21 protein-coding genes are annotated in these 22,334 nt (G+C 67.8%); 6 read left to right on the plus strand and 15 right to left on the minus strand.

Features of this window, described 5'->3' with window-relative positions; all coding sequences use genetic code 11:
* Positions 1-89: 89 nt before the first annotated feature.
* The 5 genes from OG474_RS01705 to OG474_RS01725 form a co-directional block, all read right to left on the minus strand.
* Entirely contained in the window at positions 90-1,034 is a 945-nt protein-coding gene (locus OG474_RS01705; RefSeq protein WP_405060376.1) for a hypothetical protein, read from the minus strand.
* Positions 1,031-3,061, minus strand: coding sequence for a hypothetical protein (locus OG474_RS01710; RefSeq protein WP_405060377.1), 2,031 nt, complete (start codon positions 3,059-3,061; stop codon positions 1,031-1,033). The genes OG474_RS01705 and OG474_RS01710 overlap by 4 nt, the downstream gene beginning before the upstream one ends.
* Positions 3,058-3,891 (minus strand): hypothetical protein, encoded by an 834-nt coding sequence (locus OG474_RS01715; RefSeq protein WP_405060378.1) that lies wholly within the window; start codon positions 3,889-3,891, stop codon positions 3,058-3,060. Before OG474_RS01715 ends, OG474_RS01710 begins: the two co-directional genes overlap by 4 nt.
* 95 nt (positions 3,892-3,986) lie before the next feature.
* Positions 3,987-4,640 (minus strand): Crp/Fnr family transcriptional regulator, encoded by a 654-nt coding sequence (locus tag OG474_RS01720; RefSeq protein ID WP_405060379.1) that lies wholly within the window; start codon positions 4,638-4,640, stop codon positions 3,987-3,989.
* Between the two features lie 85 nt (positions 4,641-4,725).
* The gene (locus tag OG474_RS01725; protein WP_132406442.1) at positions 4,726-5,355 is read right to left on the minus strand and encodes a hypothetical protein; all 630 of its coding nucleotides are present in this window, start codon (positions 5,353-5,355) and stop codon (positions 4,726-4,728) included.
* 199 nt (positions 5,356-5,554) lie between these two features.
* Here OG474_RS01725 and OG474_RS01730 point away from each other — a divergent pair, with 199 nt between their 5' ends.
* Positions 5,555-6,379: an aldo/keto reductase gene (locus OG474_RS01730; RefSeq protein ID WP_405060380.1), complete on the plus strand. Its 825-nt coding sequence runs from the start codon at positions 5,555-5,557 to the stop codon at positions 6,377-6,379.
* 451 nt (positions 6,380-6,830) lie between these two features.
* Entirely contained in the window at positions 6,831-7,253 is a 423-nt protein-coding gene (locus OG474_RS01735; protein WP_405060381.1) for a hypothetical protein, read from the plus strand.
* Between the two features lie 12 nt (positions 7,254-7,265).
* Here OG474_RS01735 and OG474_RS01740 read toward each other — a convergent pair whose 3' ends face one another.
* The 4 genes from OG474_RS01740 to nrdR form a co-directional block, all read right to left on the minus strand.
* Positions 7,266-7,643 carry a hypothetical protein gene (locus tag OG474_RS01740; protein WP_405060382.1) on the minus strand — a complete coding sequence of 126 codons (378 nt, stop codon included), beginning with the start codon at positions 7,641-7,643 and terminating at the stop codon, positions 7,266-7,268.
* A gap of 102 nt (positions 7,644-7,745) precedes the next feature.
* Positions 7,746-8,021: a hypothetical protein gene (locus tag OG474_RS01745; RefSeq protein ID WP_405060383.1), complete on the minus strand. Its 276-nt coding sequence runs from the start codon at positions 8,019-8,021 to the stop codon at positions 7,746-7,748.
* A gap of 56 nt (positions 8,022-8,077) precedes the next feature.
* On the minus strand, positions 8,078-10,957 hold the full coding sequence (locus OG474_RS01750) for a vitamin B12-dependent ribonucleotide reductase (RefSeq protein WP_405060384.1): 2,880 nt from the start codon (positions 10,955-10,957) through the stop codon (positions 8,078-8,080).
* Positions 10,958-11,065: 108 nt separating this feature from the next.
* Positions 11,066-11,560 (minus strand): transcriptional regulator NrdR, encoded by a 495-nt coding sequence (gene nrdR, locus OG474_RS01755; RefSeq protein WP_396380018.1) that lies wholly within the window; start codon positions 11,558-11,560, stop codon positions 11,066-11,068.
* A 350-nt stretch (positions 11,561-11,910) separates the two neighbouring features.
* Between nrdR and OG474_RS01760 the strand changes: the two genes are divergently transcribed.
* On the plus strand, positions 11,911-12,861 hold the full coding sequence (locus OG474_RS01760; RefSeq protein WP_405060385.1) for a nucleoside hydrolase: 951 nt from the start codon (positions 11,911-11,913) through the stop codon (positions 12,859-12,861).
* Here the strand turns inward: OG474_RS01760 and OG474_RS01765 are convergent.
* Positions 12,854-13,462: a TetR/AcrR family transcriptional regulator gene (locus OG474_RS01765; protein WP_405060386.1), complete on the minus strand. Its 609-nt coding sequence runs from the start codon at positions 13,460-13,462 to the stop codon at positions 12,854-12,856. The two genes, OG474_RS01760 and OG474_RS01765, sit on opposite strands and share 8 nt — an antisense overlap.
* A gap of 77 nt (positions 13,463-13,539) precedes the next feature.
* On the opposite strand from OG474_RS01765, the gene OG474_RS01770 reads away from it, so the two are divergent.
* Positions 13,540-14,133, plus strand: coding sequence for a GNAT family N-acetyltransferase (locus OG474_RS01770; RefSeq protein ID WP_405060387.1), 594 nt, complete (start codon positions 13,540-13,542; stop codon positions 14,131-14,133).
* Here the strand turns inward: OG474_RS01770 and OG474_RS01775 are convergent.
* A complete protein-coding gene (locus OG474_RS01775; protein WP_405060388.1) occupies positions 14,093-14,626 on the minus strand; it encodes a LysM peptidoglycan-binding domain-containing protein in 534 nt (177 codons plus the stop codon). The two genes, OG474_RS01770 and OG474_RS01775, sit on opposite strands and share 41 nt — an antisense overlap.
* Before the next feature lie 360 nt (positions 14,627-14,986).
* Here OG474_RS01775 and lexA point away from each other — a divergent pair, with 360 nt between their 5' ends.
* Together lexA and OG474_RS01785 are read left to right on the plus strand one after the other, a co-directional pair.
* On the plus strand, positions 14,987-15,769 hold the full coding sequence (lexA, locus tag OG474_RS01780) for a transcriptional repressor LexA (protein ID WP_405060389.1): 783 nt from the start codon (positions 14,987-14,989) through the stop codon (positions 15,767-15,769).
* A gap of 49 nt (positions 15,770-15,818) precedes the next feature.
* Positions 15,819-16,328 carry a glutathione peroxidase gene (locus OG474_RS01785; RefSeq protein WP_405060390.1) on the plus strand — a complete coding sequence of 170 codons (510 nt, stop codon included), beginning with the start codon at positions 15,819-15,821 and terminating at the stop codon, positions 16,326-16,328.
* Positions 16,329-16,474: 146 nt separating this feature from the next.
* On the opposite strand, the gene ligD is transcribed toward OG474_RS01785, so the two are convergent.
* The 4 genes from ligD to OG474_RS01805 all read right to left on the minus strand — a co-directional run bounded on the left by ligD (position 16,475) and on the right by OG474_RS01805 (position 22,308).
* Positions 16,475-17,452 carry a non-homologous end-joining DNA ligase gene (gene ligD, locus OG474_RS01790; protein ID WP_405060391.1) on the minus strand — a complete coding sequence of 326 codons (978 nt, stop codon included), beginning with the start codon at positions 17,450-17,452 and terminating at the stop codon, positions 16,475-16,477.
* Complete coding sequence (locus OG474_RS01795) at positions 17,449-19,446, minus strand: ATP-dependent DNA helicase (RefSeq protein WP_405060392.1); 1,998 nt, start codon at positions 19,444-19,446, stop codon at positions 17,449-17,451. The genes ligD and OG474_RS01795 overlap by 4 nt, the downstream gene beginning before the upstream one ends.
* Before the next feature lie 1,424 nt (positions 19,447-20,870).
* Positions 20,871-21,515, minus strand: coding sequence for an alpha/beta fold hydrolase (locus tag OG474_RS01800; protein WP_405060393.1), 645 nt, complete (start codon positions 21,513-21,515; stop codon positions 20,871-20,873).
* A 10-nt stretch (positions 21,516-21,525) separates the two neighbouring features.
* Complete coding sequence (locus tag OG474_RS01805; RefSeq protein ID WP_405060394.1) at positions 21,526-22,308, minus strand: EamA family transporter; 783 nt, start codon at positions 22,306-22,308, stop codon at positions 21,526-21,528.
* Between the last annotated feature and the right edge of the window lie 26 nt (positions 22,309-22,334).

Consider the following 22,334-nt stretch of genomic DNA (forward strand, 5'->3'; position numbering starts at 1 on the left):
GTCCCGTCACCACCCCGGCCAAACTCAAGACCTACGGCCGCCATCCATCGCCCGGAGCAGCCGGAGGCGAGTCCGGCTGCTCCGAGGCACTACCCAACAGAACGACTCGCCCTGGCGCCGCCCTCCGCGTCGGCAGCCGACGCCGGTGTGGCATCAGCGATCGGGCGCAGCGTCGGCAAGTTGTACTTCTCGCGGAGAGCCAGCGCGACTGCCGGCACACCGGCCTGGTCGAAGGCCTCCGCCAGATTGTGTGCCGCTGGTCTGCGAGCGGACTGGCCGAGCTTCTCGATCGCATCGATCAACTGCTGGCTGTCGACCGCGGAACCGTCCGATTCGTTACCACCGTTCGCCAACTGGGACAGCTTGGTGAGGACCTCGGCGAGGTCGACCGCCCGCTCGACCGAGCCGTCATGCTGCGCGAGCCACCACACGACCGCCGAAGCCGGCGTCCGCAAGGCGTCGTCACGCAGGTAGGTGCGTCTGCGGTTCTCGTTGACGGCGCTGACCTCCCACAAGAGGCCGTGCCGATGTGCCTCGTCCATTTTCGCGAGGTGCTGCTCGACAGCTTCGGGAAGCACCAGGCGGAGATCTGTCGCCCAGACCTCCAGTTCGCCGGTGTCCAGGGTCGAGGGACGACCGACCTTGGCAGCGAGCTCGTGTTGAGCCAGCGAATGCTGCGCCGGACGCCACTTGCCGGTCACCTCCCGCGCCTGCTGGAGGATGAACTCGCGCGCCAGGTCAGCGTGATAGCTCTCGGCCTTGACTGCTTGCCAGTGCACGGTCGCCGAGACGGCGAGGAAGACGGTCTCGTCGGCAGTTGGCAGCCCGCTGGTGGACAGCTCCGACGACGCGGAGGTCGTGGTGCCGGCGAACAGCTGTGCACCCGCCCGGCGATAGACCGCAAGACACCCGATGGCCAGCACCGCGGCCAGCAGGATTCCGAGCCAGTCAAGCTCGACGATCAGCCAGACGGCGACGGCCACCAGCGGAACGACGGCTACTGCGATGGACAGCGATTTGCGATGGATGGTCATTGCCCGGCCTCCGACAAGCTAGTTGCCCCAGATCGCCGGCCACGCCGGACGACCTGTTCGATGATCTGTGCGGTCTGCAGGCGGAACGGATCGTCGCTGCGCGCTTCGAGCCAGTCGAGCATCGTGTTGAACAGGCCGTCGAGCAGCTCGTGCTGGTGTGCGCAGACCATCGCCAGCACCTGCTGCACGCCGTGCGCATCGTTCGGCCGGTCATCCTCCAGCGCTTCGGTATGTGCTGTGAGCCAACGCCGGAACAGTGGATCGCGGTACAACGGATCGGTCTCCTGGAACGCACGCTGCCAGCCGGTGACGAGCCGTTCGAGAGCTTCGGTCCCGAGGAACAGAGGCAGCCCAGCCGGTGCCGCGACCGCAGCGAAGTTGGCCGCGTTGAACCGCGACCGGTCCAGCACGAGGTCGATCACCTCCAGCCGACGATCCGGATCCTGGACCAGCTCCCCGAGTCCCTCACGCGCGGCGAGGCGAACGCCGTACTCGGCATGCTCGGCGAGCCAGGACAGCCGCACCACCGCCTGATCGAGATAGCGATCGGCGAGCATGTTGACGCAGGCCGCGACGACCATCGCGACTCGGCCGTCCGGCAGATGCGTGTCGCGTGTCCAGTTGTAGACCTTCTGCCGAGCCGCCGACGCGGTCCCGTCGTCGTCGAGAAGATCCTCGAGCAGGGTGTAGGCCGCCGACCGCTGCGACTGGTATCTGTCGCCGGACCACTCCTCCACCAGCCGCAGCGCCAAGTCGGTGTCCCGGGTCCGGCGGCATTGCGCACCGAACCGACGGGCGAGAGTGGCCATGTCGAACCGGTCGAGCGACCCGGTCCCCGACCCGACCAGCTCAGCGACCCAATCGGCCAAGCGGGCCCGCAGCCACGGCATGTCGTCCCAGAAGTGCCGTAGAACCTCGGCCGGCAGCTCCTGATCCGCGAAATGCAACCGCTGTCCAGGCTCGGGTGTGACGGACAGATCCAGCCCCAGCGTGGCCAGCGCCTCCGCCACACCCGCCACCTCCAGAACGTGATCTCCGTCGTCGTCCGCACCCCGGAGTAGCTCAAGCAGGCGCTCCTGTCCGCGGAAGACGGTGTGCGTGGACAAACCGTGCAGCAGCGCCGCGGCGATCAGGAGGGCTCGGGGCCGCGCGCCGTCGGCCGATTGCACGACCTTGGCGATCTTCTGTTCACGCTTCTCGGCGGAGTTGAGAATCTCGGCGAGCAAGGCATCGATCGCAGCTCCTGGACGTTCCAGCCAGGCTTCGCGCACCTGGTAGACCACCCGGACCAGGCCGTCCATGCTCGACGAGGCGAAGCTCTCACGGTACGCGGACAAGTCCGTGGCAGGCATCCCCTCGGCCGCAAGGCGACGCTGCAGTACCTGGAAGCTGTCCGGGCGGCGGATCTCGACCATGAACGACAGCAGGTCGACCTTCAGCTGCTCGCCATGCAGATGCGGCAGGATCGCGACGAGCTTGGCCCCGCGCTCTCGCAGGGCCGGCTGCAACGCGTGCAGGTAGTCCTGGAGCTCACCGAACGATTCGCCGTCGGCCTCGGACAGGTCGAGCACCAGCCGGTCGTTCTCGCGAACATCCGTTCCTTCGAAGATCCGGCGCTCGGCCTCGACCGCCGACTTCTCCAGGTCGGCCGCCACAAATCGAACCACCGTGTCCGGTGCGATGTCGGCGTACAGGAGCATGAGCCCCGCCGTACTGCGGCCGGTGCCGACTGCTCCGCTCAGGATCACCAGGCCGTCCGGTGCGGCCAGAACGCGTGCCGCGCGGTCGAAGCCCGCCGGCGGCACGAAGCTCGACCAGAGCTGTCGCAGGGTGTGCTGAGTGATGTCTCTGGTTCGGGGTTTCCGAGACCGGTTCAGATACAACCGGATGTCGTTCAGCTGGTTGCCCGTGCCGGTGTGCACCGGTCCGCTGCTGTCGTTGACCTCCGTCCGAGGAGGCTCCACGTCAGGCTGCCGCACCGCAGGTTGCGCCAGGTCAGGCTGGGCAACTGCGACCGCCTCGGTCATCGGTCGCGCCCTTGATGGAGCGTGTTGTTCTGCGTCCCGCTGCCCGTGTACACAGGCCCGCTGGCGCCGTTGATCTGAACGCCGAACCCACCGGACGGCGGGCTTGGCGGAGGTGGCGTCGCCCCGTTCCCCGACGAACCAGGCTCGGGACCGCTGTCAGGCTTCAGAAATCCTTGGACGAGCAGCTGCCCGGACGGCTTGGGGACGCGGAGGTAGGCCTGGCCTTGATAGGTCTTCACCTCGGCGCCGGCGACGACGTACAGGGTTGGTGGGTCGTCGGCGAAGCGGGCCTCGACTGCGTCTTCGTACACACGGCGCGAGATGATGGCGGCGACCTGCGTGACCTCGGGATCGGAGCCGGTGAGCAGGTGGCGAACGGGGCTGCTGTCGAGAAGGCGGTGCAGGACGACGCGTTCGGCGCCGCTGCCGTCGCCGATCTCGTTGTCGCCGGAGTCCGAGATCGGGCCGACATTGACGCTCACCCGGAAGCGGATCGGGCCGTTCCAGGTGTGGGGACGGTTCCGGTTGCGGACTTCGAGTTCCTCCTGCAGGGCGGCCAGGTAGGGGTTCAGCAGGTGCGGGAGTAGCTCGGGTGGCAGCACGATGGCATAGCCGTCGCCGGTGCCGTTGTGGGCGGTCTTGCGGTCCCAGATCCATCCCAGACCCACCCGCTCGAAGGCCGCTTGCATGATCTCTGGGATCAGTTTGGTCAGCTCGGTCTGGTAGCGGCCGGCGTTGCCGCTGTAGTCCTTCATGTCGACGACCAGCAGTGCTCGGTAGGGCGGGAGTGCGGAAACGCCGGTGTAGCGCGGGTCCATCGGTGTGCTCATCGTGGCCTCCTCGTGGACGGGTCGGTCCACTCAGAGTCGGCGAGATCGGCCGAGCGGATTGTCCGGAATCGGACAGCCGCGAGGTGATGCAGGACTCAGACGCGAAAGGCCTCGGCCAGCTTGCCGAGGTCGGCGACGACCAACTGCGGTCCCCGGGTCAGCGCACCCGAAGCGCGGAGGGTCGTCAGCTGGTCGGCGACCGTGCTGCGAGCAAGACCGAGCGAGCCGGCCAGCTCCTCCTGGGTGAACGGAACCCGCTGCGGGTTGGCCGCGGTGGCGGGAGCGAGAACGACTGTGTCGTGCAGCAGCCGGGCGATCCGGCGGAGTGCGGAGCGATGCGCCAGGTCGACCTGCCGAGAGACGGCCTGATCGAACTTCCCGGTCACGTAGCGATGGAACTCCTGGGTCAAGCCGTGCTTGGCCAGGAAACGATCGAACTGCGCCGTCGAAAGGTAGTGCGCCGTACACCGGTCCAATGCCTCGACAGTCGCCGTACGGCGGCCTTCCGCGCCGGCCAGTTCGCCGAGGAGCTGTCCGGCGCCGCGGATAGTGAGGAGGAGCTGAGCGCCGTCCTCGGCGGAGGCGAGGAGTTTGACCCGGCCGTGGTCGAGTGCGAGCAGAAAGCCGCCGGGATCGGCCTGGCGGAGGATCGTTTGGCCTGGGCGATAGCTGCGCAGGTTCCCTTCGGCCAGCAGGAGTTGCCAGGCTGACGGGCCGATCAGGTCCTGGAACGTCTGCGGCGAAACCAAGCTGAACCACCCCCGCGTCCCCGCTGCCAGACCCACAGAAAGTTTCACACGGGTGACGGACGGTGGTGCTGACGCTGCGTGTCGGTCAGCCGGTGAGGGAGCGGAGGGCTCGGCGGGAGGGGGTGAGGAGGACCGGTTTGTAGGGGCAGCGGGCGTCGGTGAGCGTTTCGTAGGCGCTGATGGCTCGGTTGGCGGCGTCCCAGCCTTGCTCGGCGGGGGTGCGGCCCAGGCCGCGGTTGCGGACCAGGGCGCCGTAGAAGGCGGAGCAGAAGACGGTGGCTTCGTACCAGCCGACGACGGTGCTGGTGCCGATGTAGGTGATGTCGTCCTGGAGGCAGTCGCGGATGGCGCGCTGCCATTTGCCGATGCCGGTCTTGCAGCCGTCGGCGATGACGACGCCGCTGGAGATTCCCCATTGGCGGTCGAGGAACCAGTCGGCCAGGGAGCGCAGGGAGACCTGGGTGCGGCCGTCGGTGGAGAGGAAGGACGGCTCCTCGCTGTGGTCACCGTGTGCCATCACGTGCAGGACGGTGGAGGGGGTGGTGAGGGCGGAGAAGGCGGTCTCGTGGTCGCGGGTGCGGACGAAGTTGACGTCGATGACCGGCTCGTCCCAGCCGGCGTTGATATTGCCCGTGATGCCCTGGACGAACGTCATCGAGGCGTCGAACGAGCTGTCCAGTCCGAGGTCCACCAGAGTGATCAGCCGATTGCGCATTCGCCCACCCTCCAACGCGTTTCGTTCCCCGCCGGATCCCATCATGCACCTCGGCTCCGACAATTTGCGCGCCGGATACGGAGGCTGAGACACCGACCCGGCCGTACGGCGTACGGCGGGATCCGGCCCGGGTCCCACCATGGGAGCAGAGGGTGTTCGGCGTACCGTGTCGGGACAGTCCCTGCCGAGGAGGAGCACGATGAACCAGGTCCCGACGGTCACTTTGAGTCACGGAACGGCGATGCCGAGGATCGGTCTGGGAACGTCGCCGATGAACGACGCGGATGCCGAACGCGCCGTAGTCCAGGCCCTCGAGGTCGGCTACCGGCTGATCGACACGGCCGAGAACTACCGCAACGAGACCGGCGTCGGCCGGGCGCTGCGGCAGGTGCCGCGCGACGAGCTGTTCGTGACCTCGAAGTTCAACAAGCGGTGGCACAGCGTCGACGGCGTCCGGACCGCGTTCGAGGCGAGTGCGGAGAAGCTCGGCGTCGAGTACCTCGACCTGCTGCTGATCCACTGGCCGAATCCGGACCAGGACCAGTACGTCGACGCGTGGCAGGGGCTAGTCGCGCTGCGTGAGGCCGGGCTGGTCAAAGCCATCGGTACGTCGAACTTCAAGCCGACCCATCTCCAGCGGCTGATCGACGAGACCGGCGTCGCCCCGGAGGTCAACCAGATCCAGCTGAGCCCGGTCTGGGCGAAGTCGGCCGAGCGCGAGTTCCACGCCGAGCACGGGATCGTGACCGAGGCCTGGAGCCCGCTGGGCAAGGGCACCGATCTGCTGGACAACCCGGTCCTGCAGGAGATCGCGAAGGAGCACGGCCGGACGCCGGGCCAGGTCGTCCTGCGCTGGGAGTCGCAGCAGGACGTCGTACCGATTCCGAAGTCCGCTGACCGGGACCGGCTGGCCCAGAACCTCGCTATCTTCGACTTCGACCTGACTCCCGAGCAGCTCGCCGCCCTGACCGCCCTCGACGGCACTGCCAAGGCAGCGGCAGATTCGGACCGCTTCGGCCACTAGGAGTTCGCCATGACGAGGACCACTCCTCCTCGCCCGGTCGACGTCGCTGCCGTGTTCCCGGAGCTTGCTCCGCTGGCACGGCAGGCCGCGAGCACAGCATCGCGCCGGGCTGGAAGGTCGGCGGCTGGGGCCCCTGGAGTTTCAACGATCCGTTTCCGATGAACTGCGAGACCTGCGGTACGCCGTACCGGCCACTGCTGACCATCGCTTCGGGCGAAGCGGTTGCGAGTGACGACAGCTGGACGCCCGTTGAGGATCGCGACCGGTGGGCCTCCGGCGTCCGGGCAATCCACCGATGGTGGTGGTCGGCCGCGGCTACAACCTGCAGGTCTACGTCTGCCCCACCTCGCCCGAGCACCCGCATCTGACCAACATGCAGTAACGCGTTGAAAGCGCTCCCAGCTGTCGTCCTATGATCTGCGTTCCGATCACGACGACTGGGAGCCGCCCCATGTCCTTCTCCGTCAGACGCGCTGCAGCCGGGCTCGCCACCGGATTGCTGGCCACCTCATTGCTGACCGTTGCGCCCGCATACGCGAACACGCCGGCGAACTGCTACCACCATCCATCCAAGGAGCTGGCCAACTCCCGGCTCAGTGCTGCCATCTACTGCACCGACGGCGAGTGGCTGGGCGTGCACGACGACCAGGCCGACGGCTACAGCGCACGGGCAGCGATTCAGCTCTACCAGAGCCAGGTCGGCTTCTGGTACGACGCGCACGAGTGCTTCGACGACACCTCAGTGGCCGACTACCAGGGCTGGTCGTTCTGCAACTTCTCGGTGCCCGACGGCACCCTGGTCCGCATCCGCCTCTGGTCCTCGCGCAACGGCGTCGAGTCCTACCCCGTCGTGACCGGATCCTTCACCACCTGAGGTCTATTGACCTTACGCCCGGCCCGTCCAGCCGAGTGAGCCGAGCGTGCCTCCGGTGATGTCGGCGCCACTGCGGTCGGTCGCGGTGGCGTCGAAGTACGCCGAAGCCGCGCCGGCCGGGGTGATGCCGAGCAGCGGTCGACCGGTCGGGTGGTTCTGGCAGTAGCCGGTACTGAGGCTGCCGAAGGTGCTGAAACCGGTCGTCTTCAGGACCGTCGACGTGATGCTGGTCGGGGTCGCCCGGTTGCCGCGCCATTCCTTGAGCTCGCCGTTGCTCTTGGTGCCGACCAGGACGTCAGCGGCCGCGGCACCCGTCCCCTCGGTGCGCTCGAAGGTGAAGGTCTTCACGCCGTCCCAACTGGTCGCCGCGAGCTGCACCGGCGCGGACACCACCCACGTGCCATTGGAGTAGCTGACTTCGTGCAGGTAGAGCGACGTACCGGCGACGCGGTCCAGGTGCGGGTAGCCGTAGGCGAGGACGCGGGTACCGGCTTAGCCCGACGTGAGCCGAATGGTCTCGTTGCGGACCATCTTCCAGACTCCATCGGTCCGCTCACCACGGCGCTCCAGCGCATAGATGTAGCCGTCGGTCGGATGGGTGACGAGCTCACTGCTGATGAACAGGTCGGTGTCCCCAGCACCGCCGAGCTGCTGCTGAGCGGTCGGAACCCATGGCAGTGTGTCCCCCGGATAGGACACAACCTGGGTCTGCTGGTTGGTGTAGCCGTAAGAAACTCGCTGTCCGGACGCCGTGTCATCCGGACGCACCGCGGCCCCCGGGGGAAGTGGGAAGTTCCCGGGGGCCGGAGTGCTTACAGTGCTGGTCAGCTGCAGCCGGAGGTGCTGCCGCAGCCTTCGCAAACGTAGCAGGAACCGCTGGGGCGCATCTTCGTGCCGCAGGTGAAGCAGAGCGGCGCGTCGACCGAGGTGCCCGTGATGAGCTCGAACATCTCGGCGGTGGTGCGGACCGCGCTGGTGTCGACCGGCTTGGCCGCGGCTGCCTCGGCGGGCTTGTCCGTGACCTCGGCGATCGGCTCGACCGACTTCAGGGACTCGGCCTCGGAGACCTCGACCGGGGCCGGTTCGTAGGAGCCGGTGTCGAGTTGGCGGGAGCGCTCGTCGGCGGAGTAGATGCCGAGGGCCGCGCGCTCGTCGAAGGGCAGGTAATCCAGAGCAAGCCGACGAAAGATGTAGTCCATGATCGACTGCGCCATCCGGACGTCCGGGTCGTCGGTCAGACCGGCGGGCTCGAACTTCAGGTTGGTGAACTTCTGGACGTAGGTCTCCAGCGGGACACCGTGCTGGAGGGCGATCGAGATCGCGATCGAGAAGGCGTCCATGACGCCGGCGAGGGTCGAACCCTGCTTGCCCATCTTGAGGAAGACCTCGCCGAGGCCGTCGTCGGGGTAGGAACCCGCCGTCATGTAGCCCTCGGCGCCACCGACCGCGAACGACGTGGTCCGCGACGGCCGCGACTTCGGCAGGCGCTTCCGGGTCGGGCGGTACTCGATGATCTTTTCGACGACGGGCTCAGCGGTCGGCGCTTCCGTCGTCGTCGCCGCCTTCGAGCCGGACAGAGGCTGTCCGACCTTGCAGTTGTCGCGATAGACCGCGAGCGCTTTGAGGCCGAGCTTCCAGCCCTGGAAGTAGATGTCCTGGATCTCCTCGACCGTTGCGGTCTCAGGAACGTTGCAGGTCTTCGATATGGCGCCGGAAAGGAACGGCTGGGCCGCTGCCATCATCCGGACGTGGCCCATCGGCTTGATGGCGCGCTCACCCATCGCGGTGTCGAAGATCGAGTAGTGCTCGGTCTTCAGGCCGGGTGCGTCGACGACGTGGCCGTTCTCCGAGATGTACTCGACGATCGCCTCGATCGTCTCCTCGGTGTAGCCGTACTGCCGCAGCGCCCGCGGGACCGTCTGGTTGACGATCTGCATCGAACCGCCGCCGACCAGCTTCTTGAACTTGACCAGCGAGAAGTCCGGCTCGATCCCGGTCGTGTCGCAGTCCATCATGAAGCCGATGGTGCCGGTCGGCGCGAGCACCGAGGCCTGCGCGTTCCGCCAGCCGTTCTTGGCGCCGATCTTCAGCACGCCTTCCCAGGCGGCGGTGGCGTGCTTCTGCACGTCCGCGTCGATCTCGTGCACGGTCCGGATCGCGTCGTTGGCCGCGGCGTGCTTGCGCATCACCCGGGTGTGGGCGTCCTTGTTCCGCTCGAAGCCGTCGTACGCGCCGACGATGCCGGCCAGCTCCGCCGAGCGCTTGTACGACGTCCCCGTCATCAGCGAGGTGATAGCGCCCGCCAGCGCGCGACCACCGTCGGAGTCGTAGGCGTGCCCGGTCGCCATCAGCAGCGCGCCGAGGTTGGCGTAGCCGATGCCCAGCTGCCGGTACGCGCGGGTGGTGTCGCCGATCGCCTCGGTCGGGAAGTCGGCGAAGCAGATCGAGATGTCCATCGCGGTGATGATCAGCTCGACGGACTTGACGAAGTTGACCGAGTCGAACTTGTCGTCGTCGGTGAGGAACTTCATCAGGTTCAGCGAGGCCAGGTTGCAGGACGAGTTGTCCAGGTGCATGTACTCCGAGCACGGGTTGGACGCGGTGATCCGGCCCGTCTCCGGGGTGGTGTGCCAGTCGTTGATCGTGTCGTCGTACTGGATGCCCGGGTCGGCGCAGGCCCAGGCGGCGTGGCTGATCTTGTCGAACAGCTCACGGGCGTCGACGGTCTCGATGATCGAGTTGTCGATCCGCGCCCGCAGGCCGAACTCGCCCTTCTCCTCGACCGCGCGCATGAACTCGTCGGTGACCCGGACCGAGTTGTTGGCGTTCTGGTACTGCACCGAGGTGATGTCGCGGCCGCCGAGGTCCATGTCGTACCCGGCGTCGCGGAGGACGCGGATCTTGTCCTCCTCGCGCATCTTGGTCTCGACGAACTCCTCGATGTCAGGGTGGTCGACGTCCAGCACGACCATCTTGGCCGCCCGCCGGGTGGCGCCACCGGACTTGATCGTCCCGGCGCTCGCGTCGGCACCGCGCATGAAGGAGACCGGGCCGGAGGCGGTGCCGCCGGAGGACTGCAGCAGCTCCTTGGAGGAACGGATCCGGGACAGGTTCAGGCCGGCGCCGGAGCCGCCCTTGAAGATCAGCCCCTCTTCCTTGTACCAGTTCAGGATCGAGTCCATCGAGTCGTCGACGGCGAGGATGAAACAGGCCGAGACCTGCTGCGGCGACGTCGTCCCGACGTTGAACCAGACCGGCGAGTTGAAGCTGAAGTACTGGTGCAGGAGCATCCAGGTGAGCTCGTGCTCGAAGACCTCGGCGTCGGCCGGGGTGGTGAAGTAGCCGTGGTCCTCGCCGGCCTTGCGGTAGGTCTTGACGACCCGGTCCAGCAGCTGGCGCAGGCTCCACTCGCGGTTGTCGTGCCCGACCGCTCCACGGAAGTACTTGGTGGTGACGATGGTGGACGCGTTCACGCTCCAGTAGTCGGGGAACTCCACCCCGCGCTGCTCGAAGACCGTCTCACCCGTCTTCCAGTTCTGCTGTACGACGTCGCGGCGCTCCCACGTCACCTCGTCGTACGGGTGTACGCCTTCGGTGGTGAAAATGCGCTCGATGGTGAGTCCCGCCGGCGCGTTCTTCCGCCCGCGGAACCCGGCCGGCGACCTCTTGGTCGACCCCGAGTGGCCGGTCACCGTCTCTGTCATTTCTGCTCCTCGCAATTAGCCCTGCCGCGGCCTGCCCGGGACCGCCCCGTTGGTACTGCGTCAACGCCGTACCGGCCGTTGGTGTTACTGGTACTGCGAATCCCCGATTTATGTCTGCTGGGTCGGCGTCAGCGGCGGCGGTTCGGTGCCCTCGGGCTCCTTCTCCGCGCGCAGCAGGGCGATCTCGGTCTCGAAATCGTCCGCCGACTCGAACTGCCGGTACACACTGGCGAACCGCAGGTAAGCGACCTCGTCCAGCTCCCGCAGCGGCCCGAGGATGGCTAGACCGACCTCGTGCGCGGGAACCTCCGGCGAACCGCTCGCCTTCAGGGCGTCCTCGACCTTCTGCCCCAGCCGGGACAGCGCATCCACACCGACGGGCCGGCCCTTGCAGGCCTTGCTCACGCCGTTGACGACCTTCTCCCGGCTGAACGGCTCGGTCGCGCCGGAGCGCTTCACGACCGTCAGCTGCATCTGCTCGACGGTGGTGAACCGCTTCTCGCAGACCGGGCACTGGCGCCGGCGGCGGATCGCTCCGCCGTCCTCGGCCACCCTGCTGTCGACCACACGGGAATCGGTGTGCCGGCAATACGGACAGTGCACGGCGAATCACTCCTCCCGTAGGCCGCCTCAGGGGCGGGTTCTGAACTCCGGCTGTGGATGGATCTGGGGACAACCTGTGTATGGCCTGTGCGTAACCAACCACTACCTGTGGAAAATTACACCCGTGTAACCACTACATCTAGGGATCCTAGATCGCTGCTCCGACAGTTTGCAAGAACGGCCGGATCTCGCGCGCGTCGCTTCGGAGTCGGTCTGACCCGCACCTGATTCCAACACTCGCGCGGGCCCGTGTAGTCCCGCGTGGCGCCACCGAATGGACCCCGATCGGGAGGACACTTCGGCCCTCCCCCGCCCGCTCGACGGCTTGGCCGATAGGTGAGGATGGGGACATGAAACCGGTGATCCTGGACGTCGACACCGGGCTGGACGATGCTTGCGCGCTGCTCCTCGCCGCCCGTCACCCCGAGCTCGATCTCCGGGCCGTCACCTGCGTCGGCGGGAACGTCGGTCTCGACGACGTCGTGATCAACACGCTGACCGTCCTGGAGGCCGCCGGGCGGACCGACATACCGGTCGGGCGCGGCGCTGCGCTCCCGCTGCTGCAGCCGATGCGCACCGCGCCCCACGTGCATGGCGTGGACGGGCTCGGCGATCTCGACTGGCCACGATCCAGCCGCTCCCCCAGTACGACGCCGGCTCTCGAACTGCTCCGCGACGTCCTACTGGATGGCGCGGCGAAGGGCGAGCCGGTGACGCTGATCCCGCTCGCACCGATGACGAACATCGCCCTGCTGCTCCGCACGTATCCCGAAGCCGCGGCCGGATTGCGCGAGATCGTGTTCATGGGTGGAGCCGCCGGGATCGGGAATGCGACGGCGTCGGCCGAGTTCAACATCTGGACCGACCCGGAAGCGGCGGCGATCGTTCTCGCGGCCGCCGGGGAGCTCGACGTACCGGTGACGATGTATGGGCTGGATGTCTTCTACGACGTGGTCGTGACGCTCGAACAGGCCCGGGCATTGTCTGGTTCGCCATCGGCCGACCTGGCGCGGAAGCTGATCGAGCGGCGCAGCGAGCTGTACGGCCGCGACGGCGCGAGCATCGGTGATGGCGGCGCGGTGTGCGCGGTGATCGATCCAGATGGGCTGACCACCCAGCGATTCCCGCTCCGGGTGGAGTTGGCCGGGAGCTGGTCGCGCGGGCGGACGATTGTGGACACCCGGGATTGGTCGTCGGATCGGTCGAGCGATCCGCACGGTATTTCGCCGACCGTGGTGGACGTGGCGACGGCCGTGGAGGGCTCGCGGTACGCCGAACTGTGGCTGGACGCGGTCAGGTAGTCAGCTCGAGCAGGCGGGCCCTGAGCCCGGCCAGGAAGATGTCCAGGCCGTCGGCGAAGAGCTCGGTCGTGACTGTCGATTGGGCGACCACGGCGGCCAGGCTCCAGCGCGCGGCCACTTCGAAGAGGTGGCGCGCCTGCGGCTCGGGGACACCGAGCCGTACGAGCGACTCGATCTGCACCCGGACCAGGAGCGCGCGCGAACCGGCGCCCTGATCCCGATCCGGAGTCGCCTTCGCCTGCATCAGCGCGGCCAGCCCCGGGTGGTCGGCATAGAAGGCGCGGAATTCCAGCGAACCGGTCCGAGTGAGCTCGATCCACTCGTCGATGCTGCGGAGCTCGTCGTACGCCGCCTCGTCCTCCTCGAACTCGTCGAAGGCATTGCGCGCGACCAGGTCGAGGAGGTCGGCCTTGTTGTGCACGTGGTGATAGAGGGAGGGCGCCCGAACCCCCAGGCGCTCAGCCACTCCACGCATGGTGAGCCCGTCGACGCCCACGGCCCGGATGATCGCCAGCGCGGCATCGGCGATCGCCGAGACCGTGATCCCGGCCGCCGCATGTGACGAAGGCGGACGGCCGCTCGACTCACTGGAATCAGGCACGGAAACCTCATTGGCGGGCTCGGTCGGAGGAGCTACTGTCTAATGCTGTTAGACAGACTACTCGTGAGGACGGCGTCGTGACCGGATTGCACCCGACCTATCCACTGCGGACCGAGCGGCTGGACCTGCGCGCGCATCGGCGGGAGGACCTCGACGACCTGCTCGCGTTCCACTCGATCCCGGATGTCGTGCGGTACGTGCCATGGCCGGTGCGGGACCGGGAACTGACCCGGGTGGCCCTGGAGGCGAAGCTCACGCAGGATCGGCTGACCGAGGAAGGTCAGTGGCTGGTGCTGGCGATCGAACTCCGCGAGACCGGGACCGTGATCGGTGAGGTCCTGCTGAAATGGGCCAGCGAGGGCGATCAGTTGGGCGAGCTGGGCTACGCCTTGCACCCGGACTACCAGGGCAAGGGGCTGGCCTCGGAGGCCGCGCGGGAAATGCTGCGGCTGGGATTCGAAGAGCTCGGGCTACATCGGATCGTCGCGCTGCTGGACGATCGGAACTCGGCGTCCGCGCAACTGCTGGAACGACTCGGCATGCGCCGCGAGGCCCATCACCTACAGGCTCTGTGGTTCAAGGACGAGTGGTGCAACGAGTACGTCTACGCATTGCTCAAGGCCGAATGGCTCAGCGGGCGATCGGGATCTGCAGCGTCTGGCCAGGCATGAGGTCCGCGGGGCCGGTCAGCTTGTTGAGCTCCGCGATCTTCTCGATGACGACGGCCGGGTCCTGACCCGGATTCGTCTCCTGGGCGATCGACCACAGGCTCTGGCCCGGCGTGACCTGCACCGGGACGGTGCTGCTGAAGTCGGGACCGGAGTCGAGGACACCGGCGATGCGCAACCCGAGCACCGCGATGGCGGAGCCGAAGACCAGCACCGACACGAAGGAGACCAGCATCCGGCCGCGCCGCGTCAGGCGCAGGGCCGGAGCCTCGAGCTCGTGCGGGCGCCGCAGCTCCTCGCGGCGTGCGACCTGCCGCAGAGCGGCCGGCTCGGCCACGTGGCGACCGAGGACCTCGCCGGCGCAGCCGCGGATCGGGAGCGGCTCTGTCGTGGCGCCGGGGATCCGGCGACGGCGCGGGGCCCCCTGGGGAGCGGGCGCAACCTCGGGTGCCAGGCGCCCAGCCACTGCATCCGGTGCGAGTGCCGCTGTGCTCATCAGATCCTCCAGACCACGTCGTTCGCTGTGATTCCTTGTCTACCGGCAGCCTCCGACAGTTTTCATGGAGACCATCAGACGAACACCTGTTCGATCGAACGTCTGTACGAATGATTAACCCATCACCCCTGCGGACGCAACTACTTCCAACAGCGACACGCCAGGAGAATTCCCGCCCTATAACCTGACACACGAACAAACGTGCGAACCGACACGCCTTCGAACAAATGTTTGAAGAATCTCAGGATTCGGTCTACGGTCATCTCAGTCGAGCCTGTCCGAGGCGGTGGGGTGGAGCTCGAACTGACGACAGCCTGGCCGGTGCGTTTTCGCCGGCCCGACCAGAGGAGCGGATCACCGATGGCCAGGACGCCGAGCGGTTCCAGCAAGAACGAGGACCGCGCCGCGAACGCGACCGGCGCGGCGAACCGGAGCGTGAGCGAGCTGCCCGACGGGCCGGCCGACGCGACCGGACTGACGCCGCGGCAGCGCCGGGTGCTGGACGTCATCCGTGATTCGGTGGACAGCCGCGGCTACCCGCCCTCGATGCGCGAGATCGGCGAGAAGGTCGGACTGACCAGCTCGTCGTCGGTGTCGCACCAGCTGCGGGTGCTCGAGCAGAAGGGCCTGCTCCGCCGCGACCCGAACCGGCCGCGTGCCATCGAGGTCCGCTACCCCGGCGAGGTCGACGCGGCCGCGCGGCGCAACGCGCTCGGTTCGGTGCGACAGACGGCGTACGACGAGACCGGCGCCGGCGACGCGCACCCGGACGCGGTCTACGTGCCGGTGGTCGGCCAGATCGCGGCCGGTAACCCGATCCTCGCCGAGCAGGAGGTCGAAGAGGTCTTCCCGTTGCCCAAGGCAATGGTCGGTGAGGGCACGCTGTTCATGCTGAAGGTCAAGGGTGAGTCGATGATCGACATCGCCATCTGCGACGGCGACTGGGTGGTCGTCCGGCAGGAGCAGACCGCGGAGAACGGTGACATCGTCGCTGCCATGATCGACGGCGAGGCGACCGTGAAGACGTTCAAGAAGACCAAGTCGGAGATCTGGCTGATGCCGCACAACCCAGCGTTCGAGCCGATCGACGGCAAGGACGCGGTGATCCTCGGAAAGGTCGTAACAGTTCTGCGGCGAGTCTGACATCTCAGACGGCGAGCGAAGTCGGGCGCGGCGTGTCAGCATTGTTCTCATGACGACTGTCTACGACTTCAGCGCGCGCCGGATCGAAGGCAATGAACAGTCTCTTGCCGATTTCCGCGACCAGGTGCTCCTGGTGGTGAACACGGCCTCGCAGTGCTCCCAGACCCCGCAGTACGCGGGACTGCAGAAGCTCTACAAGACCTACCGTCGGCAGGGCTTCTCGGTACTGGGCTTCCCCTGCGACCAGTTCAACCACCAGGAGCCCGGTGACGAGAACGAGATCGCGAACTTCTGCTCGACGATCTACCACGTGACGTTCCCGATGTTCGCCAAGATCGACGTGAACGGATCGCGGACGATTCCCTTGTACAACTGGCTGAAACGCGAGGCGGGCGGCCTGCTCGGCGGCCGGGTCAAATGGAACTTCACCAAGTTCCTGATCGGCCGCGACGGCGCGGTGATCGCGCGCTACGCGCCGACCAACACGCCGGAGAAGCTGTCCGACAAGATCGAGGCGGCGCTGGCGTTACCGGCCACCTCGCGGGAATCGAACGACTGACCCAAGAACGGGCACCCTCGGCGATCGATGCCGAGCGCAACGACTTCGTCACCCAGTGGCTGCAACACCTGAACATCCGGCGTCGCAGCGCAGCGCAAATCCGACCGTATTCCGGACATTTGTCTCATGAATCGGCGCGCCGTGATTCAGGACGAGAGCAGTACGTCGCCGGGGTCGATGTCGAGACGGAGACCACGCCAGACCGGATGCCGGAGGCGGCCGTCGGCCGCCCAGCCGGAGAAGGTGACCTCGGCCACAAGCACTGGATCCAGCCAGTGCGCGCGGCGGCGATCGGGGCCCGGAATCGTGGCCGGGTCGAAGGCCGGCCGGTCGACCTCCAGACCAGCCAGCTCGGCGCCGAGCATGTCGAGGGTCGCGAAGTCGAGCCCCGAGCCGACCTTGCCGATCAGAAGCAGTTCGCCGCCGGCTTCGGCGTACGCGGCGCAGTAGAAGGAACCGATCTTGCCTTCCCGGTTCCCCTCCCCCGGATGCCAGCCGCAGAGGATGACGTCGCGGGTCTGGACCGGCTTGACCTTGATCCAGTCGGCGCTGCGTCGGCCAGGCAGGTAACGGGAACGACGCCGTTTCGCTACCACGCCTTCGAGCCCGGTGGTCATGGCGAGCTCGAGAGCTTCGGCGCCATCGGTGTACGCGGCGGGCGTCTCGTAGAACGGATCCCCGAGCTCCAGCGACTCGAGCAGACCGCGGCGATCGTCGTACGTTGCCTCAAGCAACCACTTGCCGTCGAAGCGGAGCAGGTCGAACAGCCGCACCGAGACCGGTACTTCGGTGATCAGGTGCCGCAACTGCCGCGGATCCCGCACGTGCATCCGCCGTTGCAGCAGCCCGAACGACGGCGCACCGTGCTCGTCGAGGGTGACGATCTCCCCGTCCAGTACGGCGGGGAGCCGGAGACCGGGCGCTTCGGCCAGACCGATCAGCTCGGGATAGCCGCCGGAGACATCACGGCTGTTGCGTGACCACAATCGGCAGACACCGTCGTCGACCTCGACGACGACGCGGATGCCGTCCCACTTGAGCTCGTACGACCAGTCCGCCCCGGACGGCATCTCCCCCAGCGCAGCCATCATCGGCAGCACCGGCGGACCGCCCGACGGGCTCATACCGTCTGGAGTCTCTTCAAGGCGCCGAGCACCTTCTCACGATCCGCCGTCGGCCACATCGGAGGCAAGGAGGCGCGCAGGAAACCGCCGTACCGCTGGGTGACGATGCGGGGGTCGAGGATCGCGACCACGCCGCGGTCGGAGCTGCGGCGGATCAGACGGCCGGTGCCCTGGGCAAGCAACAGCGCGGCGTGCGTCGCGGCGACGGCCATGAAGCCGTTGCCGCCGGCCTCGTCGACGGCTCGCTGGCGGGCCGCCATCAGCGGCTCGTCGGGACGCGGGAACGGGACGCGGTCGATGATGACGAGGTTGCAGGTCGAGCCCGGTACGTCGATGCCCTGCCAGAGCGAGAGAGTCCCGAACAGGGAGGTCTCGGGGTTGTCGACGAACTCCTTGGCCAGCTCGCCCAGCTGCGCATCGCCTTGGCAGAGGATGGTCAGATCGGTCGCCTCACGAACTGCCGCGGTCGCCGCCTCGGCAGCACGGCGCGACGAGAACAGGCCGAGCGTCCTGCCACCGGCCGCGGTGATCAGGTCGATGATCTCGTCGAACTGCTTCTGCCCGAGCCCGTCGCGATGCGGCGGCGGGAGGTGCTTGGCGACGTACAGAATGCCTTGTTTCTCGTACTCGAACGGGGAACCGACGTCGAGGCCGCGCCACGGCAGCGGCCCGGTCTCGTTGCTGTCGTCGAGCTCCGGCATCTCGTCGCCGTCCTCGAGTTTGTCGGCCGGGCGCAGGCCGACCTGGCGCGCGATCGAATCGAAGTCTCCGCCGAGCGAGAGAGTCGCGGAGGTCAGGATCGCTGTCCGGTCCTTGAGGACGAGCTCGCGGAGCAGGCCGGCGACGGTGAGCGGGGCGATCCGCAGCTCACGGCCGAAGCGCTCGCGGTCGACCATCCAGACGACGTCGAGATCGTTCAGCGCCGCGACCCGCTCGGCGACGTCGAACATCTCCTTCACCGCACCCTTGGCCTGGCGCTTGGCGCCGTCCGGGTCGTCGTCCTTGTCGTCGGACTTCTTGTTCAGGTCGGAATACAGCCCGCGGGCGGCGTCGCGGACCAGGCCGGCCGCCTCGAGGACAGGCGCGTTCGACGGCTCGATCCGGCCCTCGCGGGTGCCTTCGAGGGCTGCGCGGAGAGCGTCCGAGGCGTCGATCAGGTCGTCGGCCTTGTCGTCGTCCACGAATCGGCGGGCACGCTTGGCCGCGCGCTCGATCATCTGGGGCGAGAGCTCGTCGCCGGCCGCTCCGGTGACGCGGGCCGGCAGCTCGTGGGCCTCGTCGACGATGATCACGTCGTGCTCGGGGAGGACCGTGCGATTCTCGAAGGCGTCGATCGAGAGCAGTGCGTGGTTCGTGATGACGATGTCGGCCTTGCGGGCCTGCTCCTTGGCCTTCTCCGCGAAGCACTCGTCGCCGTACGGGCATTTCTGCGCGCCGAGGCACTCCCGGGCCGCGATCGCGACCTGCTGCCAGGCTTGGTACTGATGGGACGGCGCGTGGTCGCGGTCGCCGGCCTCGCCGTCGAGCAACTGCTGCTCGGCCCAGTCGCGCAGCTCCAGGACCTGCTGGCCGACCGGGCCGGCCGGCGGCATGTCGATCAGCATGCCGTCCTCGTCCGGCGCACCCTCGCGGATCCGATGCAGGCAGGCGTAGTTGTTGCGGCCCTTCTGGATCGCGTACTTCGGGCGGCGCGGAAGGAGCTTCTCGGTCGCGTCGAGCAGCGCCGGGACATCGCGGTCGACGAGCTGCGACTGGAGCGCCAGGGTGGCGGTCGAGACGACGACCCGGCGGTCCTCGATCGCGTGCAGCAGGGCGGGCACGAGATACCCGAGCGACTTGCCCGTCCCGGTGCCGGCCTGGACCAGCAGGTGCGAGCCTTCATGGATCGCGGTGCTGACGGCCTCGGCCATCTCCACCTGACCAGGTCGTGTCTGCCCGGCGATCCCAGAGACAGCGGCTTCCAGCAGTTCGCGTACGTCTACACCCACCGCCACACCCTAGCCCGCCCCACCGACACTTTCCGCCTCGCCGATTCCGCCTGTGGATAACCACCGGCGATGGTCGTTCACGGCGATCGCCGGGCTCGATCCGGTGACGCACCGCTCGCCGAGGGCGGGGACCCGGTTTGCGGGGCTGGAGCTCGCCTTTGCGCGGATCTGCTGTCGCTGGGTGGCAGTAGATCCCCGCAAAGCCGGAATTCGACTCGCCGGGACGCGGCCCGAGGGGTGGGTGCGGGGTACTCGCCGCTGCGGCCGATAAACCGAGAAGCAGGTCGCTAGCCAGGCCTGTGACTGAGAGCGCCCTTGCCGTCTGGAAAACGAGGGGATCTCCCCTCAATATTCGACCAGAGAAGGGCCATTTGACCGGATATCCGGTCAAATACAACGAGCCAGCAGACCACCGGAACATAGCCCTTCGCCACCGCGACGGGAAGCCATCAAGCCTCCTCATTGTCGGGAGCAACCACAGCCCGTCAGCCACAAGCAACGGAACCGTGGTCACCGACCGCACCATCCCCCTCAGCCGAAGACCACCCCAGCCACACCGCTTCAGTCACATCGGCCGCAGCGGCGACCAGCCACCGCCTACCCCACCGGCCGAATCCGAGCGGCCGGACAGGACGAGCACATTCGGGACGGCGGGGTTCCTGCCCAGACAAAGTGCCCAGCCACCACATACCCCGCCCGCATCCCAGCGGCGGGACAACCGGCGAAGCGCCACAACACGTGGGCGTGAACAAGAACCGGTGGGCCTGAACAAGGAATTACCTGTTCACAGCCCCCACCGGGTATGCCGACCCACGGGATGTGGGCGAGACAGCAGAGGCAGTGCATAGGCGGACGGCGGAAGGCGGGCAGCGCGCGGGGGCGGATGGCGGGCAGCGGGCGGGGGCGGCGGATGGCGGGCGGGGGCGGCGGGCAGCGGGCGCGGCGGCGGGCAGCGAGCAGCGGGCGCGGCGGCGGGCAGCGGGCAACGGGCGCGGCGGCGGGCAGCGGGCAACGGCGGCGGGCAGCGGGCAACGGGCGCGGCGGCGGGCAGCGGGCAACGGCGGCGGGCAGCGGGCAACGGGCGCGGCGGCGGGCAGCGGGCAACGGCGGCGGGCAGCGGGCAACGGGCGCGGCGGCGGGCAGCGGGCAACGGCGGCGGGCAGCGGGCAGTACCGCGCTGGGTCCAGCTGGGACGCACCTGTGCGGTGCCGAGACGGTCCGGGGAGGATTTCGGACCGAATCGGGGGGTGAACGCTCCCCAGATCGCTGTGTGGGAGGGCTATCGCTCCCCAAAACGGTTTGGGGAGCGATAGCAACAGGCGGTGGGAGGCGGTACCACCCCGTAAAGGGCCACCGGTTCGCCGTAAAGGGCCACCGGTTCGGCGTAAAGGGGCACCGGTTCGGCGGGAGATGGGGTGGCGGTGGATGGGTTAGGCGAGGTGGGTGGTTACGGCGGTTAGCCAGGGAGTGGGGGACTTGGTGTGGATGCGGTGGCCGGCGGGGATTTCGGTGAGGGTGGCTGCGGGGAGGGCGGCAGTGACCAGGGGGAAGCGGGATTGGTCCAGGTGGCTGGTGGGGCCGCCGGCCAGGAGGAGGGTGGGGGCGGGGACCCTGGGGAGGCCTTCCCACCAAGTCGGATTGGGCCGGCGGAGGGCGATGACTACGTCGTGGAGGAGACGGTGGTCGCAGCCACGCATCAGGAGGCCTAGGGTCCTGAGGACAAGAGCGGGGGTTGGTATCCGGACGGGGCCGTTGTCGTCGGGAGTTCGGGGCGGGACGGGGAGTTCTTCGAGGACCAGGCGGGTAACCCGGGTCGGCTGCTCGATGGCGATGGCGGAGGCGACGAATGCGCCCAGGGAGTTGCCGACCAAGGCGAAGTCGTCCAGGTGGTCGAGTTGCGAGAGGACGTCGTCGCGGAAGGCGTCCAGCGCATAGGTACGGCGGCGTTCGGCGCCCGCGTGGCCGAGAAGAGTCGGGGTGTGGACTCGGTAGCCGAGTTCGGTCAGGGGAGGAGTGAGGGCGTCCCAGGTGGCGGGGCTGCTGGTGCCGGCGTGCAGGAGGACGAGGTCTTTCATGGGAATCCCTTCAGGTGCTCACGAGTACGACGCCGGCGACGACCGCTGCTAGTCCGGCCAGGCGGGCGCGGGTGACGCGTTCATGGAGTACGACGAAGCCGACGAGGGCACCGATGACGACGTTCAGGGAGCGGCCGACGGCGACCGTGCTGACGGAGGCGAAGGAGAGGGCCAGGAGGACCAGGCCGTAGCTGGCCGGGGTGAGGACGGCGATCGGGAGCGCTCGCCGCCACTCCCCCAACGCTGCGCGGTGACCGCGGACCAACACCGAGAGCACGGCAACCTGGGCGAGGTTGCCGACGGCCAGGTAGGTCAGCAGGTCGGCGTGGAGTGTGGTGATCGCATAGGCGTCCCACAGCGTGTACGCCGCTGTGCAGATCGCGACGACGAGCCCGAGCGTGATGCCGCGAGCCTGCAACTGCAGGCGGTCCATGACCAGGACACCGCAGAGCACCAGAGCAGCGCCCGCGTAGACGTGCCAGTTCGACGTCTCCGCAAGGAGAGCGACGAGCACCGGCGCGGAGCCTCGGCTCACCGGGTAGACGGTGGCGAAGTCAGCGACGGCGTACGCCTTCTGGAGGGTGACGGCGTACAGCGTGTGCAGGGCCATGCTGATGAGCGCCGGCCACCAGGTGATGGACGACGCGCGCAGAAGCAGCACGACGGAGACCGGGAGCGTGACGACGCCGCAGACCCAGACGAAGGCAGGGCCTTTGGTGCTGACGGATTTCATCAGCAGGTTCCACGTTGCATGGCAGCACGCGGAGGCCGTCAGCAAGGCGAGAGCGATCACGTAGACAGTGTCTACACCACGAGCGT

The organism is Kribbella sp. NBC_01505, assembly GCF_045040285.1.
Classification (GTDB): Bacteria; Actinomycetota; Actinomycetes; order Propionibacteriales; family Kribbellaceae; genus Kribbella.

What these genes read in the sequence shown, in the direction of transcription:
- OG474_RS01725 (WP_132406442.1), bottom strand. Translation starts at nt 5,355, where the DNA reads ATGCGCAATCGGCTGATCACTCTGGTGGACCTCGGACTGGACAGCTCG.
- OG474_RS01760 (WP_405060385.1), top strand. Translation starts at nt 11,911, where the DNA reads ATGAAACCGGTGATCCTGGACGTCGACACCGGGCTGGACGATGCTTGC.
- lexA (WP_405060389.1), top strand. Translation starts at nt 14,987, where the DNA reads ATGGCCAGGACGCCGAGCGGTTCCAGCAAGAACGAGGACCGCGCCGCG.
- OG474_RS01785 (WP_405060390.1), top strand. Translation starts at nt 15,819, where the DNA reads ATGACGACTGTCTACGACTTCAGCGCGCGCCGGATCGAAGGCAATGAA.
- OG474_RS01800 (WP_405060393.1), bottom strand. Translation starts at nt 21,515, where the DNA reads ATGAAAGACCTCGTCCTCCTGCACGCCGGCACCAGCAGCCCCGCCACC.
- OG474_RS01735 (WP_405060381.1), top strand. Translation starts at nt 6,831, where the DNA reads ATGTCCTTCTCCGTCAGACGCGCTGCAGCCGGGCTCGCCACCGGATTG.
- ligD (WP_405060391.1), bottom strand. Translation starts at nt 17,452, where the DNA reads ATGAGCCCGTCGGGCGGTCCGCCGGTGCTGCCGATGATGGCTGCGCTG.
- OG474_RS01715 (WP_405060378.1), bottom strand. Translation starts at nt 3,891, where the DNA reads ATGAGCACACCGATGGACCCGCGCTACACCGGCGTTTCCGCACTCCCG.
- OG474_RS01710 (WP_405060377.1), bottom strand. Translation starts at nt 3,061, where the DNA reads ATGACCGAGGCGGTCGCAGTTGCCCAGCCTGACCTGGCGCAACCTGCG.
- OG474_RS01750 (WP_405060384.1), bottom strand. Translation starts at nt 10,957, where the DNA reads ATGACAGAGACGGTGACCGGCCACTCGGGGTCGACCAAGAGGTCGCCG.
- OG474_RS01730 (WP_405060380.1), top strand. Translation starts at nt 5,555, where the DNA reads ATGAACCAGGTCCCGACGGTCACTTTGAGTCACGGAACGGCGATGCCG.
- OG474_RS01775 (WP_405060388.1), bottom strand. Translation starts at nt 14,626, where the DNA reads ATGAGCACAGCGGCACTCGCACCGGATGCAGTGGCTGGGCGCCTGGCA.
- OG474_RS01705 (WP_405060376.1), bottom strand. Translation starts at nt 1,034, where the DNA reads ATGACCATCCATCGCAAATCGCTGTCCATCGCAGTAGCCGTCGTTCCG.